We start from the raw sequence: 17,500 nt of genomic DNA, 5'->3' as shown, positions 1-17,500 counted from the left end.
ACGTGAAGGTACCCGCAGTCGATGGCCATGGCAATGAGTCGAAAAGTGAAGCACGTCACATGGCAGTCGTGCGGTCCGATCGATACATTCGCGAACGAATGGAAGAAGCATTCTCCGATAATTCCTCACAGGAGCAATCCATGCAGAAGCCCGTTGCCGTTCTTCACGTCGGATGGATGCCCAGGGCCGTCGCAGCGCTCATCGCGGCCGGTGCGAACGTGACCTGCGCCGTCGCCCCCGCCGATGCCGTGGCCGCCCGGGCGGCCGGCGCGGCGACGGTCGTCGTGCCGCAGCCCTCGCAGGTGGAGGGCGTGCTCTCCGGGCTCGCGCGCGACGGCCTGGCCCTCGCCGACTACGACGTGATCTGCAGCGTTCTGGAGTTCTGCCTGGTCCCGGCCGCGGTGTTGCAGGAGCTGGCCGGGCGGTCGCAGGGTGCGGCCCTGCGCACGCTGGCCATGCGCGACAAGTACGTACAGAAGCAGTTGGTACGGGGTGCCGGGGTGCCCGCGGCGACGAGCGAGGTGCTGGAGTCGCTGGCGGCGGCGGACCCGGCTGCCCTCACGTTCCCGAAGGTGCTCAAGCCTCTCGACGGTGGCGGCGCCCGGCACACCTATGTGCTCACCGACGAGAAAAGCGCGCGCGAATGCATGGCCCTGGCTGCTGTCGGCGGCGAAGGGCCATGGCTACTGGAGGAATACATCGACGGAACCGAGTTCCAGGTGGACGGGCTCGTCCGGAATGGTGAAATAAAGGCCCTTTCAGTCTCCCGCTATCTGCAGAATCTCATCGAAGTGCACGAGGGCGGAATGGTCGCCCATGTGGCGCTGCCGCCCGCCGAATACCCGCGGTTGTACGAGGAAATTCGGGATGTTGCGGAAACCTCCTTCAAGGCGTTGGAGTACCAGGACGGCCCGTTCCATCTGGAGGTGTTCCAGGAGACGGCCGGCGGGCGGATCGTCTTCGGCGAGTGCGCGGCCCGGGTGGGCGGGGGCCGCACCGACGACGTGATGGAACTTGCCTTCGGGGTCAACCTCCGATCCGAGTGGGCCCGGCTGATGCTCGGCAGCCCCTCCGCGTTGGCCGCGCCCGCCTCCCACACCACCGAGGGCGCCTACGGCGGCATGAACCTGCCCGCCCCGGCGGGCCGGGTCCTGGCCATGCCCGGCCTGGACGAGGTGCTGGCCCGACCGGGTGTGGTGCGGGCCCAGTTCGACATCGCGCCCGGCCAGGTGATGCCGGACGTCACCGCCGCCTCCCACCTCAGGGCCGGTCTCGCCGTCGTCCGGGGTGCGGACGACAGCGAGGTGACGGCCCGGATGCGTGACCTCGCCGACTGGTTCGCCGGAAGCGTCGAGGTCGCGCCCACCGTCACAGAGTGAGCAGGAGCTCCGACAGCGGCCGGTCCGGCTGCCCGGTGAGCAGGCCCAGCGCTGTCACCAGGCGGCCGGCGAAGTCGCTGACGCACGCCGCCGGGTACTCGGACGCGTAGTGCAGGACCTGGAGCCGCAGCGTCTCGCCCTCCCGCAGCAGCCACATGTGCAGGCCGGGGGAGTCCGCGTCCTCCACGAGGTGATACGGACTCACCTCGACGCCGTCGCCGAAGCCGAGGCCGGAGCCCCATACGTCGTTGTACATGAAGTACACCCCGGGGTCCTTGCGGAAGCCGGCGGGCAGTTGGGGCCAGATCCCGCGCCGGACGTACATGGCGGGCATGTCGCCGTGCGCCGTGGCGCCCAGGATGCTCTCCCGCACGGCGCCGACCAGGTCCCGGAAGGAGCCGGAGAGGTCCACGTCGGTGGTGGGGAAGACGCCGTTGGCGAACCAGCCGACGGTGTCCTGGTACGCGCCGTCCAGCCGGTTCGCGTTGGTGGTCAGCAGGGTGACGCGCGGCCGTCCGGTGACGTGGGCGACCAGCGCCTTCACCACGGCCATCGAGACGCAGTAGGGCGTGGCCCGCAGGGCCAGGGATGCCTCCCGCAGCGTCCGGGCGGTCTGCGGTGCCACGTCCAGGACCAGCGAGGAAGGCTGAGTCAGCTCCCCGGTGCCCTGATGGCCGGGCAGTCGCAGCCCGAAGTCGGCTGCATCCGAGGGAAGTTGGCTCTGCCAGTACGAGGTCAGCTCTTGCTGCCGGCCACTCTCCCAGTGCTGCCACTGCCCGGCGGCCCACTCCGCGTAGGCGCCGGATCCGGCGGTTGGAGCGGGGAGTTCACCGGCCGTATAAGCGGCCGACAGGTCTCTGGCGAAGGTGTCGAGCGACCAGCCGTCCGCGATCATGTGGTCGAAGACGAAGACCAGCATGTGTACGTAGGCCTCGCGGCGGACGGTGAGGGTCCGCCACAGCGGGGCCCGCGAGCGGTCGAAGGGCCGGCGCACGTAACCGCGCAGGAACTCGTCGAGTTCCGCGTCCGGTATCCCCTCGTCGTCCCTCGTCTCCAGGCTGACCTCAGGACAGGGCTCCACCGTCAGCAGCGCGCTGTCCCCCGCCGCCCGGAACGAGGTGCGCAGCGACTCGTGCCGCTGTGCCACCTGGCGCAGCGCCGCGCCAAGCCGGTCGGTGTCGAGCGGGCCCGTGACCCGGTACACGACGTGGAACTGCAGGAGGGGCGCCTGCGGATCGCGCAGCGCGGACAGCAGGGCCCACTCCTGGGCCATGGCAGCCCGGCCGCGGTGGGCGGTGTCCCGGCCGGTCGCCGCCCCGGTGCCGAGGGACTGCCCCGCCGTGACCCGCTCGGCCACGTCCCCGATGCTCTGCGCGGTGAAGAACGCCTGGGCGGGTACCTTCACGCCGAGTTCGCGCTCGATGCGGCCCAGCACCTGGAGGGCGAGGATGCTGTCGCCGCCCATGTCGTAGAAGTTGTCCTCGGCCAGGACCGAATCGTCCTCCAGGACGGCGCGGTGGATGCCGAGCACGGCGTCATGGAGCGCCGTGTGGTCGGGTTCTGCTGCGAGGGACATCAGCTCTCCTTGAGGGGGGCCGGGCAGTACTGCGCGTAGAAGTCCTTGATGATCGAGGTGACGGGGCCGTCGGGGCGCACGACATCGGCGTGTACGCCGTCCATCAGGACGCAGGAGAAAAGGGGGTCGCGACGCGCGCGGAGCGCGGCTCGCTCCGTCTCCGGGACCACATGGCTGTCCCGCGGGACGACCATCAGTACGGGGATCCCGGCAGCCGTCAGCATGCCGAGCAGGTGGGTGTAGTCGTACTCCCATGTGAGGAAGCTCGACTCCGCCCATTCGCCGCCCTCGATCCGCTGCGGTCGCCGCTCCAGGGACTGGTCGAGCAGGACGAGGCTGCGGACCCGGGCCGGTCCCATGGCCACCGCGTGGACCAGGCCGACCAAGGCGCCGTACGAATAGCCGATCACGTGGGCGGGCGAGGGCAGGACGTCGGTGACACGGTGTACGTCGGCCGCGTAGTCCAGGGGCGAGTAACCCCAGGCAGGAGCGGGGCTCGACGGGTGGTCGCGCAGGGTCGGAAGCAGTGCGATCTCGCCCTCGGAGCACAGGGCGTCGCTCAGGAAGCGCAGCTGGGCCCTGTCGTCCCCCAGCCCGTGGAGCAGCAGAAGAGGGGAGTCCGTCCCCCGGACGCCGGGGCGACCGGGAATGATGTCGTGTGCGAGCAGGGCCACCCCGTCGACCGCGGTGAGGTAGGGCGTGGACGGGAAGAGGTCCGGCTCAGCCATGGTTCTCCTCCCACTCCTTCATCAGGGCGTCCCGGTCCGTCTTTCCGTTGACCGTGCGGGGCAGCGCGGTGACCACCTGGTACCGGGCCGGCTGCATGTACGAGGGGAGTTTCGCCGCTACGTGGTGGCGCAGCTCGCGGATGTCCGGCAGCTCTCCCTCGCGGGCGAGGAGGACGCAGAACAGGCGCTGCGCCCCGCCGGCCGACGCACGGGGCCAGGCGATCGCCTCCACGACGCCGGGGTGTGAGCGCACCGCGTTCTCGATGTCGCCCAGTTCCACGCGGTGTCCACGGAGTTTGACCTGGAGGTCGGCGCGGCCGTGGTAGGCGAGTTCGCCGTCCTTGGTACGGCTGACCAGGTCGCCCGACCGGTAGTAGCGGATGCCCTCCGGGCCCGGGGGGAAGACGGCGAAGCGTTCCGCGTCCAGCTCCGGACGGTTCAGGTAACCGACCGTCACCTGTGGCCCGGCCAGCCAGAGTTCACCGCATGCGCCGGGGTCCTGGACCTCGGATCCGTTCCGGTCGACGACGCGTACCGTGAAGCCGGGCAGGGGCGCGCCGATGACGGATGCGTCGCCGTCGGCGTCGGCGCGGGTGACGCGGTGGAAGGTGGCGTGGACGGTGACCTCGGTGATGCCGTACATGTTGACCAGTTGCGGTCGGTCGAGGCCGTGGGCGTCCGCCCAGCCGCGCAGGACCGCGGGGGTGAGCTTTTCGCCGCCGAAGACGACGTACCGCAGGTCGGGCAGGTCACGGCCGTCGGAGCCGCGGGTGTGCAGCAGCATGGCGAACGCGGTCGGTGTCTGGTTGAGGACGGTGATCCGTTCGTCGGCGAGCAGCTCCAGGAGCTGCTCGGGCGCGCGGGTGACCCACTGCGGCGGGACGACCAGGGTCGCGGCCATGGAGAGCGCTCCCCACACCTCCCACACGGAGAAGTCGAAGGCAAGGGAGTGGAACAGCAGCCACCGGTCCGACGGCCCGAAGTCGAACAGCCCGCGGGTGGTGTCGAGCAGGGTGACGACACTGCCGTGGCGGACCGGTACGCCCTTGGGCACGCCGGTGGTTCCCGAGGTGTAGATGACGTACGCGGGACTGTCCGCGGTGGGCGCGGCCTGCGGTGATACGGGCTCGGTCTCCGGCGGCCCGGCCCCGGGGCCGGAACGCAGCGAGGCCACCTCATCGGTGGTGGTGCGAGCGAGCCCGGCGCCCCAGGAGGGGGCCGGCTCACCGACGAGGTGACAGGCCCCGCTGTCGGCGACGACGAACTCGTTGCGCTCGGCGGGGTTGCGCGGGTCGAGCGGGACGTAGGCGGCTCGCGAGCGCAGGATGCCGAGGATGGCGGCGACCGCTTCGCAGCCCGCCTCCATGCGCAGCGCGACCCGGTCACCCGGGGCCACACCGCGCTCCCGCAGCCGCCGGGCGATGCGCCGACTCCACGTATCCAGTTGGCGATAGGTGAGCTGTGCGGTCCCGTCGGAAACGGCTATGCCGTCCGGATGCCGGACCACGCTGTCGGCGAACACGTCGACGAGGGTGCTTCGGGCCTCCTGCTCCGGCACGGGCACCGGTGATGTGGATGTCATGTCAACCTCTGGTCCCGGAGGGGGTGTCAGCGCGGGTCGATGCCGTCGAGGGCGCGGGGGAACAAGCAGTCACGGTCCTCCGCAGCGCCACCGAGGCGGAGCGGAGGACCGGTTCGCGGGCGAGGGCCGCCTCGGGTTCATGGGGCGCTCGCGACGGGCCGGGCGGAGGTCAACGGTCGACGGGACATGGCTCTCCAGGGTGTGACAGTAAGTCAGACGGCCGGGTTCATGTGTGTGCCGAGACATCCGGGCGGGAGCGGATCGCCCAGGGCAGGCGCGAGAAGGCGACGGGTGGCCTCGTCGGCTCGGCCGGTGAGGCCACGGAACCCCCCTCGGGGTGGGCGTCAGCTGCGGCTGCCGGCCCGCCACGGCTGCACCATACCCTTGACCAAATACGCCATCAGCGTGATGCATGTCACGTTTGCCGACCGTGATCGGTAATTGGCCCGAAAATCCCCAGCGAATACTGAAATGGGTGCGAAATTGCTCAGTTGAAAACACCTCGGCCGTAATGCGCGTGACCTTTCGGGCGTTGGTCAAATAGTCAAGTAGAGGTATGGCAATTTCCTGCGGACGGGGGTGTGGTCCATATCACATTGACCTATTCCGGCGGCCAAGCCTAGGGTTCGGATCATGCTTTTTTCTGTAATCAATTGAGCGCTAATTAGCTGGCCCGCCTGATGTAGCCAATTGAGTGGGGTGAAAATTTTGCCTACTCCTGTTCGGGTAGAGATTTCTCCGGGGGAACCGCGGATTTCTCGAGTGGGAAAGGGTTGGCTGGGGGCATCGCTGGCCGATGAGGAACAGCAGTGGCGCATCGCGGTGGCGCCGGACGTCGCGGCCGAACTGACGGCCGCCGCACGGGCCGCCGTGGCCGCGGGCCGCCGGCCCGACCTCATCTCCCGCAGGCCTGCGGGACTCGGCCTCACCGAGGAGTTCGCCACCAAACTGCGGCGTTGCCTGGCCGGACAGCCGGGCTTCGCGGTGGTCACGGGATTCCCCGTGGGCGCGGACGACCCGCTGGAGACCGAGATGGCCCACTGGCTCTTCGGGCTGCTGGCGGGGCGCCCGGTCTCGCAGAGCCGCACGGGTGATCTGCTCGGCCGCGTCGAGGACCGCGGCGCGGACATCGCCAGCCCCGTCCAGCGGGGCTATGAGAGCTCCGCCGCGCTCCCGTTCCACGTGGACCGCACCGATGTCATCGGCCTGCTGTGCATACGTCCGGCGGAATCCGGCGGGCTGAGCCGGATCGTGTCCTCCAAATCCGTGCACGACCTGCTGTTGGAGGAGCCCCCGGACGCACTGGCCGAGCTGTATCGGCCGTATCCGAATGACAGGCGGGGCGAGCAGCAGCCCGGGGAGTCTCCCTGGTCGGGGATCCCGGTCTTCAGCCGCACCGGCGATTCGTTCGCGGTCCGCTACGTCCGGCGGTTCATCGCCGGTTCGCAGCGCCATGACCGTGCGCCGCGGCTCACCGAACGCCAGAGCGCCGCGATGGACGCGCTCGACCGGATCCTCGAGCGGCCGGGGGTCTCCCTCGACATGGAGCTGCGCCGGGGCGACCTCCAGCTCATCAACAACTTCCACATCCTGCACGCGCGGTCCGCGTTCGAGGAGGGCGGCGGCCGGGGCCGGCTGCTGCTGCGCCTGTGGCTCGCCTTCGAGGGCAGTCCGAGCTGCCCGAGCACTACTCCTCGCTGTACGGGGCGGTGGCCGCGGGCAGCTACCGGGGTGGCGTCTGGCCCGTCGGCGCGACGCCCGGGGCCTTCGGTCGTCCCGTCGCGGAACTCGGCTGAACGCCACCGACGGGCAACCTGGGAGAAACGCTCGGTTCGCTCCCGTCGGCCATGAGATTCCGCTTTCCGGCCTGCTCGATTATCCGGTCTTGATGTCGTACGGTCTTTTTGATTTGGTCGTACCGCTTTTCTTGTCGGCGGCCTCGTGGTTCGATCCGGGCCGAGGTCGGTCAGCCGGTCTTCGCTGCCCGTCCGCATTCCTTCTTTGACGCATGAGGACTCGGCACCGACTTCTCACCAGAAGGCAGGTTTCGTATGCCTGGCATCGACCTCGATACTTGTCAAAGGGACGGCTATCAGCTGCTGCCGGGCCTCCTCGCCGAGGAGGACATCGGCCGTGCCGTGGGCTTCTTCGACCACCTCGACGGGGCCGCGGAGGTCGCCTCGTCCTATGAGCCCGAGTACGACGAGGCCGACGGTGTCCGTCGGCTGCGCAAGCTCCGCCGGCTGCTGTGGAACGACCCGCGGGTGTGGGGGCCGATGCTGAACCGCGCGGGTGTCCCGGAGCTGGCCCGCGAGGTCGTCGGCGACGGGGCCGCGGTCGTCTTCCACCCGGCGTTCCTCACGCCCGCCCTGGTGGGCACCGCCGTGGCTCTGCACCAGGACCAGGCGTTGTGGACCTACGAGTACCCGAAGGCGTTCAGCGTCTGGTGCGCGCCGACCAAGGGCATGCAGTCGGCACACGGCCAGGGCTTGTTCGGCCTGACCACCCAGCTCGGCACCGCCATCACCCCCGCGGTCACCGCGCTGCTCATCGTGCGGCAGGGCTGGATCGGCCGGCTGGTGATGGGCGCGCTGCCGGCGGCCGCCGGTCTGGCGGCGCCGGCGGTGGCGCGCTGGGCCGAGCGCACCCGGCGGACCGGGATCGCACCCGTCGCGCAGGCGAGCGCGTGACGCCTTGCCCCGCCGCCCGCCCGGGTTCGGCGGTCACCGGAGAACAAGATCAATTCCTGGATAGGGTGCCCCTCATGCCGAATCTCCCCCTCCTCGCCGTCGTGTACGACCGCGGGTCCGCCGGAGCCGTCGAGATCGTGGCCTCGGCCCGCAAGCTGTGTTCCGTCGTCTTCGTCTGCGACGAGAGCTCGCCCGGTGCGGCCGGCACGGCCCGGCAACTGGGCGAACTGGCGCAGGTCCTCGACGTCACCGGGATGTCTCCCGAGGAGGCGGGCGCCGCGCTGTCGGCCCTGAACGTGCGAGGCATCGTGACGTTCAGTGAGTACCGGCTGGCCGCTACGGCCGAGCTGGCGGCGGTGTGCGGGCTGCCCTTCCACACCGTGGAGGTGGTGGGCGCACTGGTGGACAAGCAGCGGCAGCGGGCGCGCCTGCACGTAGCCGGCGTCCAGTCAACCCGGTGCGAGGTGGTGCGGTCGGTCGACGACGTGCCCGAGGCCGCGGCACGGGTCGGCCTGCCCGCGGTGCTCAAGCCGCGCAGCGGGGCGGGCAGCGTGAACACCTGCCGGGTCGACGACCTCGGTCAACTGAACGCGCTGGCCGAGGAGTTCACGGCCGGGGGCGCCGCGGAGTACGTTCTGGAGGAGCTGCTGGTCGGGGATCCCGACGGGGCGGGTGCGGGCTTCGGGGACTACGTGTCGGTGGAATCGGTCACCTCCGGAGGCGTCGTGCACCATGTGTGCGTCACCGGCAAGCTGCCGCTGGCCGAACCCTTCCGGGAGACCGGTATGTTCCAGCCGGCGAGCCTGTCCCCGGCGCTGCGCTCGGAGGTGCTCGCCCTGACCGAGGCCGCGATCCACGCCCTCGGCATCACCGGTGGCGTCACTCACGTGGAGATCAAGCTGACCCCCGACGGCCCCCGGCTGATCGAGGTCAACGGCCGGATGGGCGGCTACGTCGGGGCGCTGCTCCGGCGGCTGGCCCGCTTCGACCTGCTGCGCGCGGCCTTGCGCGAAGCCCTGTCCCTCCCGGTCGAGCTGCCTGAACTGTCCTTCGCCTCCGTGGAGTACGTCTACTTCGTGACGCCGCCCGCCGACTCCGGGCAGACCCTGACGGCCCTGCACGGCCTGGACGAAGTGGCGGGCCTCGACGGCGTGTGGCAGGTCAAGGCCGAGGCGGCCGCAGGGCGCTCCTTGGACTGGCGCAACGGCACGGAAGGACACCTCGGCACGGTGCACGGCACGGCCGCGGACCACGACCGGCTGCGTGCCGCGGTTGCCGCGATCGAATCCACGATCGTCCTCGAATCCGCGTGACACAGCCGGCCGGGGCGAACGCTCAGAGCGGGATCGTGGGATCGAGCGGCTGTCCGACGCGCCGCCACACCAACCCCCGCACCGAGGCCGCGAAGGGGGTCGCGGCCCACCACCGGCCGGGGAACAGCAGCCTGTACAGCCGGAGGTTGCGGCGCGCCACCGCCGTCGGACGCAGTGGCACGCAGGACACCAGCAGGGCCGCGCGCAGCGCACGGATCTCGGCGGCCGGCCGCCGGGAGGCCAGGACGGACTGGGCGAAGGCGTTGCGGTAGGCCCACCACATCATCTCGTGCTTCTCCGCGCCGATCTGCATACGGGTGTTGGGTTCACCGGCGTGCGGATCGGCGGAGTGGGCCAGGTCCTCAGGGATGTGGTGGAGGGAGGGGTAGCGGTCGGCGACGCGCCACAGCAGGGTGCCGTCGAGCCCCAGGCCGTGACTGAAGTCGAAGGGGAGGTTCGTCGGCAGTTCGTCCTGGAAGGCGTCGAGCAGATCCGTCCGGCGCATCAGCGTGCACGAGGTGCTGACCGGCACCTGATCCTCCACGGTCGCCGACCGCACCAGGAACTCCAGGGACGACATCCGCCCGGCGCCGCGGCGGTAGCACGTCTCGGGCACCTCGTAGTGCCACGTCATCGCCGTGTAGACGAAACCGACGTCGGGCTCCCGTTCCAGCACCTCGACCGAGCGCTCGACCGCGGTGGCCGAAATCCAGTCGTCGGAGTAGAGCAACTTGACGTAGTCCCCCTTGGCCAACTCGACCGCCCGGCGCCAGTTCTGCACTCGTGGCAGCACTGTTTCGTTGCGGTGTGCCCGAATTCTGGGATCGGACGCGGCCAGTTTCGTCAGAACCTCCCAAGTTGAATCCGTGCTGGCGTTATCCACCACCACGACCTCAATATCCGAGTAGGTCTGTTCCAGTGCGCTACGTATTGCCCGTTCCATCTCCTGCGCCCGGTTGTACACCGGTATGCAGATGCTGACATTTCCCATTCCGCTTCCCTCTTCTCCCTGCTCACCCAGTGACGTGCAACCCGCCAAGCAGGTTGCACGTCACCAGCGTTGGCAACATGAAACACATATGTTCACCCGAGCTTGACCTTTCGTCCATGCGCATGTTGGATCGCTCATGCAACCGGTTCTGTCGCCCGATCGCACAGTGCAAATCGACCGGCAGTTTCTTGCGTGTGTTCATGACGCGGGAACCGTCGGCTTTTTTTTGGGGGATTCTTTGCCGTCCGACGACAATGCCTTCGGATTCGTATTCTGCGGCGGCGGCCCCGCCGCGCTCGGGCCCATCGTCACAGCGAGCAGGAGCGGCCGGCTCGACGCCCTGCTGGATCGCGGCATCGCCCTCGTCGAACCGGGGCCGATCGGCCCCGGCGGCCTGGCGCACTACCGCATCAGCGCCAACTCCCTCGGCGGGCCGTTCATGGAGTGCCTCGACGGCCTGGAGGCCGGGACGCCGCTCGCCGCGCTGCGCGACCTGCCCGTGACCCGCCGACTGCGCGCCCTCGCCGACGAGCACCCGCCCCTGTCGGTGGTCGCCCCCTTCCTCGCCCGCCTCGGTGAGGTGGTGGCCGGCCTCCTGGAGGCACACCCGCGCTGCGCCGTCGTACGGCAGAAGGTCACCGGCATCGACCTGTGCGAAGACGGAGTCCGAGTCAGCACCGACGACGGCCGGGAGCTCACCGCCCAGCGGACGGTGATCGCCACCGGCGGACGCCCCCAGGCCGACTTCGCGAAGGCCGAGATCGTCCCCGGCCTGAGCCTGGCGCCTCATCAGGACCGTGTCCGACACTCGGAGTCGTTCGTCGACACGCGCAAGGACGACACCGAGGCGAGCGGCAAGGTCGTCGTCGTGGGCGGGTCGCACAGCGCCTGGTCGGTGGTCCATCTGCTGCTCCCCGCCGCGGACGAAATCACGGTGATCCACCGCACGGGCCTCCGCCTGTTCTACGACAGCGCCGACCGGGCCGAGGCCGACGGATACGTCTTCGATCCCGTGCTCGACGTCTGTCCCATGAACGGACGGGTCAACCGCTACGGAGGCCTGCGGGGCCGCGCCCACGAACTGGCCCGTGCCGCACTGCGGTTGCCCGGCAGCGACCCGCTGCCGGTGCGGTTGGTCCAGGTGGACACCCCGGCCGCCCGGGACGCGGCGGCACAGGCACTCGCCGAAGCCGACACCATCGTCATGGCCAACGGCTTCGAGGCCGACCTCCCGCCCATCCACTACGCCGACGGCATGCCGTTCACGGCGGCGACCGGCCCCACCGGCACCGTCGTCAACGACCGAGGACACCTGGTCGACGCGCGTGGCACGGCGTACCCGCAGCTCGTCGCCTACGGCCTGGGGGCCGGCCTGGCCCCGTCCCAGGAGGTCGGCGGTGAGCCGAGCTACACCCGCAGAGCCGACGGCGTGTGGCTGTACCAGCACGACATAGGCGAGGTCATCCTCGACGACCTGCTGAGCCAGGTGACGACAGAGGGAGAGACGAAACGATGAGCACGCCGACCAAAGCGGTCGTCCTGGCGGCCGGTCTGGGCCGCAGGCTCGGACTCGGCGACGCCAAACCGTTGATCCCCGTCGCGGGCAAGCCGATTCTCTTCCGCACGCTGGAGAACCTGGCGGCCGCGGGGGTGCGCGAGGTGGTCCTGGTGGTCGGCCACCTGGCCGACGAGGTGCGCTCTGCCGTCGGGGAGGAGTTCGCCGGCCTGGACATCGGCTACGTGGAGTCCGACGCCTACCGCACCACGAACAACGCCTACTCGCTGTGGCTGGCCCACAAGCATCTCGACCAGGACGTCTACCTGGTCGAGGGCGACGTGGTGTTCGACGGCGAACTGCTCGGCAGACTGGCGGCGGCGGACGGCGAGGCCGTGACGGCGGTCGCCCCGTACCGGCGGGAGATGGACGGCACCGTCGTCACCCTCGACGCCGACGAGACGGTCTCGGCGATGATCCTGCCCGCCCAGCAGGAGCGGGGCAGCGACCTGACGCAGACCTACAAGACCGTCAACGTGCACCTGCTTCGCGAGCGTTACCTGCGTGAGGAGTTCGTCCCCGGCCTGGGGTCGTTGATAGCCGGCGGCGGCCACAACGCCTACTACGAGCTGGTCATAGCCGAGACCGTGGCGGCCGGCCGGTTCCCGGTCAGCGGCGTGAACTGCGGCGACCTGCGCTGGTACGAGGTCGACGACCTGACCGACCACAGTGCCGCGGAGTACCTCTTCCGCGGCTCCGACGACCGCCTGGAGATGCTCCAGGGCCTCTACGGCGGCTACTGGCGCTACGACCTGGTGGACCACCGCCTGCTGTACAACCTCTACTTCCCCCCGGCCCGGCTGATCGACCAGCTGATGGAGGACTTCCGGGAGACCCTGGTGCACTACCCGGTCGGCCACAGGGCGTTGCAGTCGCTCCTCGGCGCGGCGATCGGCCAGCCGTCGGACCGGCTGGTGGTGGCGAACGGCGCATCGGAACTGATCAAGATCCTCGGTGGTCTGCTCGGCCGGGTCGCACTGGTGGTGCCCGGCTTCAACGAGTACGAGGCCGTCTTCACCGAGCAGGACATCCACCGCATCCGCCTGCCCGCGCCCGCCTTCACCATGGACCCGGCCGCGGTCGCCGAGGACGCGCTGCGCGCCGGCGTCGCAACGGTCATCATCACCTCGCCCAACAATCCGACGGCGATGGCGGTCCCGCGGGCCGACCTGGTCACCCTCGCCCGGCTCCTTGCCGACGGCGGGATCCGCCTGGTCGTCGACGAGTCCTTCGTGGACTTCTGCGAGCCCGGCCACAGCCTCGAACCGGACCTGGCCGAACTGCCGGGACTGACCGTGATCAAGAGCATGAGCAAGGTCTACGGCATCGGCGGCCTGCGCCTCGGCTACCTCGCCTCGGCCGACCTCGACTTCGTCGCCGACGTCCGCGCCGGGCTGCCGATCTGGAATGTCAACGGCCTCGCCGAACGCTTCCTGCGGCTGCTGCCCCGCTACCAGGACGCCTTCGCCGCCAGCTGCGAACAGGTCCGGCGCGACCGCGACGAACTGGCCGCGTGGCTCACCGAACTGCCCGGCCTGACGGTCTATCCGCCGGACGCCAACTACGTGATGGTGAGGCTGCCGGAGGGCGCCTCCGCGCTGGCAGTCGTGCGCCGGGTCTTCGCCGAGCACGGCATCCTCGTCAAGGACTGCGGAGGGAAGTCCATGCCGGACGGCGACCGTTACCTGCGGGTGGCGTGCCGTACTCCGCAGGAGAACCGGCGCCTGGTGGAGGCGCTGGCGGCCGTCCTCGGTGTGGCCGTCGCCGCCCCGGCGGCGGGCGGAGCGTCCTGATGGGCGGCACGTCACGGCGCGACGAGCTGTACGCCGCCCTGCGGTCCGCCATCGACCCGGCGGACCGGCTGGTGGTGCTGCACTCGTCCCTCTTCGCCTTCCGGACCCCGGCCGACGGGCTGCGCGGCGACCTGCTGGCCGCGCTGCGCGGCCTGCTCGCCGACGGAGTGACCCTGGCACTGCCCGCGGTGACCTTCGAGTTCTGCCGTACGAAGGAGTACCACCACCGCCGTTCCGTCCCGAACACCGGCGTGCTGGTGGAGTGGTTCCTGGACCTTCCCGAGGTGCGCCGCACCCCGCATCCGGTGTACTCGTTCGCCGTCGCCGGACCGCTGGCCGAAGAGCTGACGGCCTGCCGGCCGGACACGGCGTTCGGCGCCGACACCGTCTTCGAGGTCTTCGAGCGCGAGGCGGCCCGCATCGTCACGGTCGGCGCGAGCTGGAACTCCTGCACACAGGTGCACCGTTACGAGGAACTGGCGGAGGTCCCCTACCGGCACCACATGAAGGTCGCCGGTACGGCCGACTTCGGCGACGGGCCCGCCGGGCTCGACCTGACGATGATCGTCCGCGATACGGCGCTGGACTCCACCCTCGACTTCACGCCGGTCTTCGACCGTCTCCGGGACACCGGCCGGATGGCGAGCGCCGGGCTGTGGGGGACCGCCCTGGAGTCGGTGTCTACGACGGACCTGGCCCAGGTCTGCGGCGAGATGCTGGCCGAGGACCCGTGGGTGCTGCTGCGCGAGCCCAGGGTGATCGAGCACCGGGCGCGGGAACTGGCCCGCGAGCCCGTACGGCTGGCGCTGCTCGGCTCGCGGAACCAGGAGATCCTGGCCGCCGAGGTGGCCGCCGAGGGCCGACGGGTCCTCGGCCACGAGCCCCATGCCGTCCATGTACCCGAGTACGGTCTGCTCGCGCGCGAGATCCACGACCCGGCCTCCGCGCTGCGCGGCTTCGACGCGCACGCGACCTTCTTCACCGACCGGTTGGAGGACGTGCTCTCCGTCGACGGTCTCGACGAGGGCGTCGACGGCCGGCTCCGGGAAGCCGTGGAGCACTACACCGGCCTGGTGAGCTCCTACGCCGCCACCACCGACCAGCCGGTGTTCGTGCTGTCCTTCGCGCCGCTTCAGCCGTCCGCAATCGACATCAGCGGGATCGTGACCGAGGCCAACCGGCTGCTGCGCGACGGACTCCGCGGCCAGGAGCACATCCACGTCGTCGACCTGGCCGAGGTCGTCGCGCGCTCGGGCGGCGGCCCGCTGGTGGACGCGCGGCTGTGGCAGGTGGGCCGGATCCCGTACGGTGTCGCCCTGAGCGCCGCACTGGCCCGCCGCTTGTGGGGCCTGACGCTCTCGGTACTCGGCCGCACCGCCAGGGTCATCGTCACCGACCTCGACAACACCCTGTGGCACGGCGTCGTGGGCGAGGACGGCATCGACGGTATTCAGGTCGGCACCGATCACCCCGGCAACGCCCACCGCAAGTTGCAGCTCGTGCTGAAGTCGCTGCGCGAGCGGGGCATCGCGCTCGCGGTGTGCAGCAAGAACGACGAGGACCTGGCCCTGCGCGCGATCCGGCAGCACTCGGGGATGGTGCTGCGGGAGGACGACTTCGTGGCCCTGGAGATCGGCTGGCGACCCAAGCCGGAGGCGATCGCCGACATCGCCTCGCGTCTCAACGTGGGCCTGGCCAATGTGCTGTTCCTCGACGACAACCCCGTGGAGCGCGCGCGGGTGCGCGAGTTCCTGCCGCAGGTCGTCGTGCCGGAACTGTCCGAGGACCCGTCCGGCTACGCGCACGCACTGCTGGGCGACCCGTTCGTCACCGTGTTCAACGTGACCGACGCCGACCGCCGACGCACCGAGCAGTACCGGGCCCGCGAACAGACCGAGCGGCAGCGGCGCGGCTACGAGCGCATCGAGGACTTCTACGCCTCGCTCGGCACCGAGCTGCACATCAGCCCGCTCACCGAGGGCAACGTGGCCCGCGCGGCCCAACTGTGCGCCAAGACGAACCAGTTCAACACGACGACCCGGCGCCAGTCCCGTGCCGAACTGCGCCGGCTGGCCGCCGCGCCGGACTCGGACGTGCTGGTTCTCAGCGTGGCCGACCGGTTCAGCGACCGCGAGGAACTCGGCGTCGTGGTGCTGACCCACCACGGCACGGAGACCACCGTGGACTCCTACCTGCTGTCCTGCCGTGTCCTGGGCCGGGGCGTCGAGACGGGTGTGCTGCGCTGGCTGGCGGCCGGCCTGGCTGCCGACGGGCGCACCCGCCTGCACGGCCTCGTGCTGCCGACCGAGCGCAACGCCCCTTGCCGCACCGTGTTCGCCGACGAGGGCTACACGCCGGACGACGCGGACGGCAGCTGGCACCTGGATCTCACCGGCGACCACAGCACCCCCGGCTGGCTGCGGGTCGTCGACCACACGGACGCGGAGACCGACCATGCATGACCTCGAACCGGGCGCCGTAGCCCACAGCAGCCACACCTTCACCGGGGAGGAGTTCGCCGCCTTCGCGGCGGCCACCGGCGACCACAACCCGATCCACCACGATCCCGAGCACGCGGCCCAGACCGAGTTCGGTGCGCCCATCGTGCCGCTGACCATGGTGCTGGGGCCGGTGTCGGCCCTGATCGGGATGGTCCTGCCCGGCCCCGGCGCGGTCATCCTCGACACGGCGTTCCGCCCGGTGCGCGCCGTCGCCTTCGACCGGCCCGTCAACTACTCCCTGCGGCTACGTTCGAAGAGCGCGGGGACCGGGGTGCTGACCTGCCGGGTACGGGCCCATCAGGACCGCGAGCTGGTCCTGGACGGCGAGGTGAAGACGACCGTACGTGCGCCGCGTCCCCGGCCGGACGACAACCCCGGGGGCGGCTTCCTGCCCGCCGACGCGCCCAGGCTCGCCGCGGTGACCGGCGCCGCCGGTGACATCGGCGCCGCGGTCGCCCGGGCACTGGCCAAGGCCGGATGGGACCTCGCCCTCGTACACCGGGGCGGCATCGACGACGTGGCCCGCCAGTGCGAGGAAACCGGCGTCACCGTCCACTCGGTGATGGCCGATGTGACCGTGCCGGCCGACCGCGCCGCAGCCGCGGAGAAGCTTGCCGCACTCGCGCCCACAGCCCTCGTGCACGCCGCCGCCGCACCCCTGGCGGCCGGGCACCAGGAACATTTCGAGACCGCTTACGCCGGGCTGCGGGACCTGGCCGACGCCGTGCTGGACGGCATGCTGCTGCGCCAGCAAGGGTGCGTCCTGCTGCTCGGGTCGGAGGCCTCGCGCCACCACCCGAAGGGCTGGTCCGACTATGTCGCCGCCAAGGCGGCGGCCGAAAGCGTACTGCGCGGCATCGACCGGCACCACGGAGTCGACGGGGTGCGCGCGGTGGTCGTCGAACCCGGCTATGTCCAGGGCCGGTACTCCGCCGACGTCCGCCCTGCCGGGACGCTCGGTCTGCTGCCGGAGGAGGTCGCGGAACTGGTCGTCACCGAGGTGTCCGACGCGGCAGCCCCCGCGCGCCGGGTGTGGCTGTCCACGGACGGGGTCACCAGGTACGCCCTGGACGGCGGCGCCGCCCCGGAGGACGAGGCCGCGTCGGCCTCCGGGCCGGCCGCTCAGGCATCCGCGCCCCGGGGCAGGCCGGTCGTGAGCGGGCACACGGAGCGGGTGGAGGCCGCCGTCCGCCGCGTCCTCGGCCCGGACGTGGACGTGCGAGGCGGCGGCGTAGGACTCACTCCGGGCTGGGACTCACTGGGACAGATCCAGGTCGTGCTCGCCGTGGAGGAGGAGTTCGGCATCAGCCTGCCCGCCGAGAGCCTCACCGCGACGGGCCGCTTCGACCAGCTCTGCCGTGTCGTGGCCGAACAGGTCGGGGAGTGAACGTG

General features: G+C 70.6%; 12 protein-coding genes. 8 read left to right on the top strand and 4 right to left on the bottom strand.

From position 1 onward, the window contains the following. The first annotated feature begins 140 nt into the window (after positions 1-140). Positions 141-1,379 carry an ATP-grasp domain-containing protein gene (locus ACFZAX_RS01050; protein WP_390957791.1) on the top strand — a complete coding sequence of 413 codons (1,239 nt, stop codon included), beginning with the start codon at positions 141-143 and terminating at the stop codon, positions 1,377-1,379. Here the strand turns inward: ACFZAX_RS01050 and ACFZAX_RS01045 are convergent. The 3 genes from ACFZAX_RS01045 to ACFZAX_RS01035 are packed head-to-tail and all read right to left on the bottom strand — an operon-like array spanning position 1,369 to position 5,265. After that, positions 1,369-2,955 (bottom strand): condensation domain-containing protein, encoded by a 1,587-nt coding sequence (locus ACFZAX_RS01045; protein ID WP_390957789.1) that lies wholly within the window; start codon positions 2,953-2,955, stop codon positions 1,369-1,371. The genes ACFZAX_RS01050 and ACFZAX_RS01045 overlap by 11 nt on opposite strands. After that, positions 2,955-3,683: an alpha/beta fold hydrolase gene (locus tag ACFZAX_RS01040; RefSeq protein WP_390957787.1), complete on the bottom strand. Its 729-nt coding sequence runs from the start codon at positions 3,681-3,683 to the stop codon at positions 2,955-2,957. Before ACFZAX_RS01040 ends, ACFZAX_RS01045 begins: the two co-directional genes overlap by 1 nt. Continuing rightward, positions 3,676-5,265 (bottom strand): amino acid adenylation domain-containing protein, encoded by a 1,590-nt coding sequence (locus ACFZAX_RS01035; RefSeq protein WP_390957785.1) that lies wholly within the window; start codon positions 5,263-5,265, stop codon positions 3,676-3,678. The genes ACFZAX_RS01040 and ACFZAX_RS01035 overlap by 8 nt, the downstream gene beginning before the upstream one ends. A gap of 762 nt (positions 5,266-6,027) precedes the next feature. Between ACFZAX_RS01035 and ACFZAX_RS01030 the strand changes: the two genes are divergently transcribed. The 3 genes from ACFZAX_RS01030 to ACFZAX_RS01020 all read left to right on the top strand — a co-directional run bounded on the left by ACFZAX_RS01030 (position 6,028) and on the right by ACFZAX_RS01020 (position 9,268). After that, positions 6,028-7,116 carry a TauD/TfdA family dioxygenase gene (locus ACFZAX_RS01030; protein WP_390957783.1) on the top strand — a complete coding sequence of 363 codons (1,089 nt, stop codon included), beginning with the start codon at positions 6,028-6,030 and terminating at the stop codon, positions 7,114-7,116. Between the two features lie 200 nt (positions 7,117-7,316). After that, on the top strand, positions 7,317-7,955 hold the full coding sequence (locus ACFZAX_RS01025) for a hypothetical protein (RefSeq protein ID WP_390957782.1): 639 nt from the start codon (positions 7,317-7,319) through the stop codon (positions 7,953-7,955). Positions 7,956-8,029: 74 nt separating this feature from the next. Beyond that, positions 8,030-9,268, top strand: a complete 1,239-nt coding sequence (locus ACFZAX_RS01020) for an acetyl-CoA carboxylase biotin carboxylase subunit family protein (RefSeq protein ID WP_390957780.1) — start codon at positions 8,030-8,032, stop codon at positions 9,266-9,268. Positions 9,269-9,290: 22 nt separating this feature from the next. Here the strand turns inward: ACFZAX_RS01020 and ACFZAX_RS01015 are convergent, their stop codons facing one another. Then, positions 9,291-10,259: a glycosyltransferase gene (locus tag ACFZAX_RS01015; protein ID WP_390957778.1), complete on the bottom strand. Its 969-nt coding sequence runs from the start codon at positions 10,257-10,259 to the stop codon at positions 9,291-9,293. 238 nt (positions 10,260-10,497) lie between these two features. Between ACFZAX_RS01015 and ACFZAX_RS01010 the strand changes: the two genes are divergently transcribed. The 4 genes from ACFZAX_RS01010 to ACFZAX_RS00995 are packed head-to-tail and all read left to right on the top strand — an operon-like array spanning position 10,498 to position 17,495. Next, positions 10,498-11,775 carry an FAD-dependent oxidoreductase gene (locus tag ACFZAX_RS01010; protein ID WP_390957776.1) on the top strand — a complete coding sequence of 426 codons (1,278 nt, stop codon included), beginning with the start codon at positions 10,498-10,500 and terminating at the stop codon, positions 11,773-11,775. Beyond that, complete coding sequence (locus ACFZAX_RS01005; protein WP_390957775.1) at positions 11,772-13,607, top strand: aminotransferase class I/II-fold pyridoxal phosphate-dependent enzyme; 1,836 nt, start codon at positions 11,772-11,774, stop codon at positions 13,605-13,607. Before ACFZAX_RS01010 ends, ACFZAX_RS01005 begins: the two co-directional genes overlap by 4 nt. Beyond that, entirely contained in the window at positions 13,607-16,069 is a 2,463-nt protein-coding gene (locus tag ACFZAX_RS01000) for an HAD-IIIC family phosphatase (protein WP_390957773.1), read from the top strand. Before ACFZAX_RS01005 ends, ACFZAX_RS01000 begins: the two co-directional genes overlap by 1 nt. After that, complete coding sequence (locus tag ACFZAX_RS00995) at positions 16,062-17,495, top strand: SDR family NAD(P)-dependent oxidoreductase (protein ID WP_390957772.1); 1,434 nt, start codon at positions 16,062-16,064, stop codon at positions 17,493-17,495. The genes ACFZAX_RS01000 and ACFZAX_RS00995 overlap by 8 nt, the downstream gene beginning before the upstream one ends. The last annotated feature ends 5 nt before the right edge of the window (positions 17,496-17,500 follow it).

Source organism: Streptomyces sp. NPDC008125 (genome assembly GCF_042957125.1).
Lineage (GTDB): Bacteria > Actinomycetota > Actinomycetes > Streptomycetales > Streptomycetaceae > Streptomyces.
Note: the sequence above shows the minus strand (reverse complement) of the source record. Positions and strands in the feature narration are given on the sequence as shown.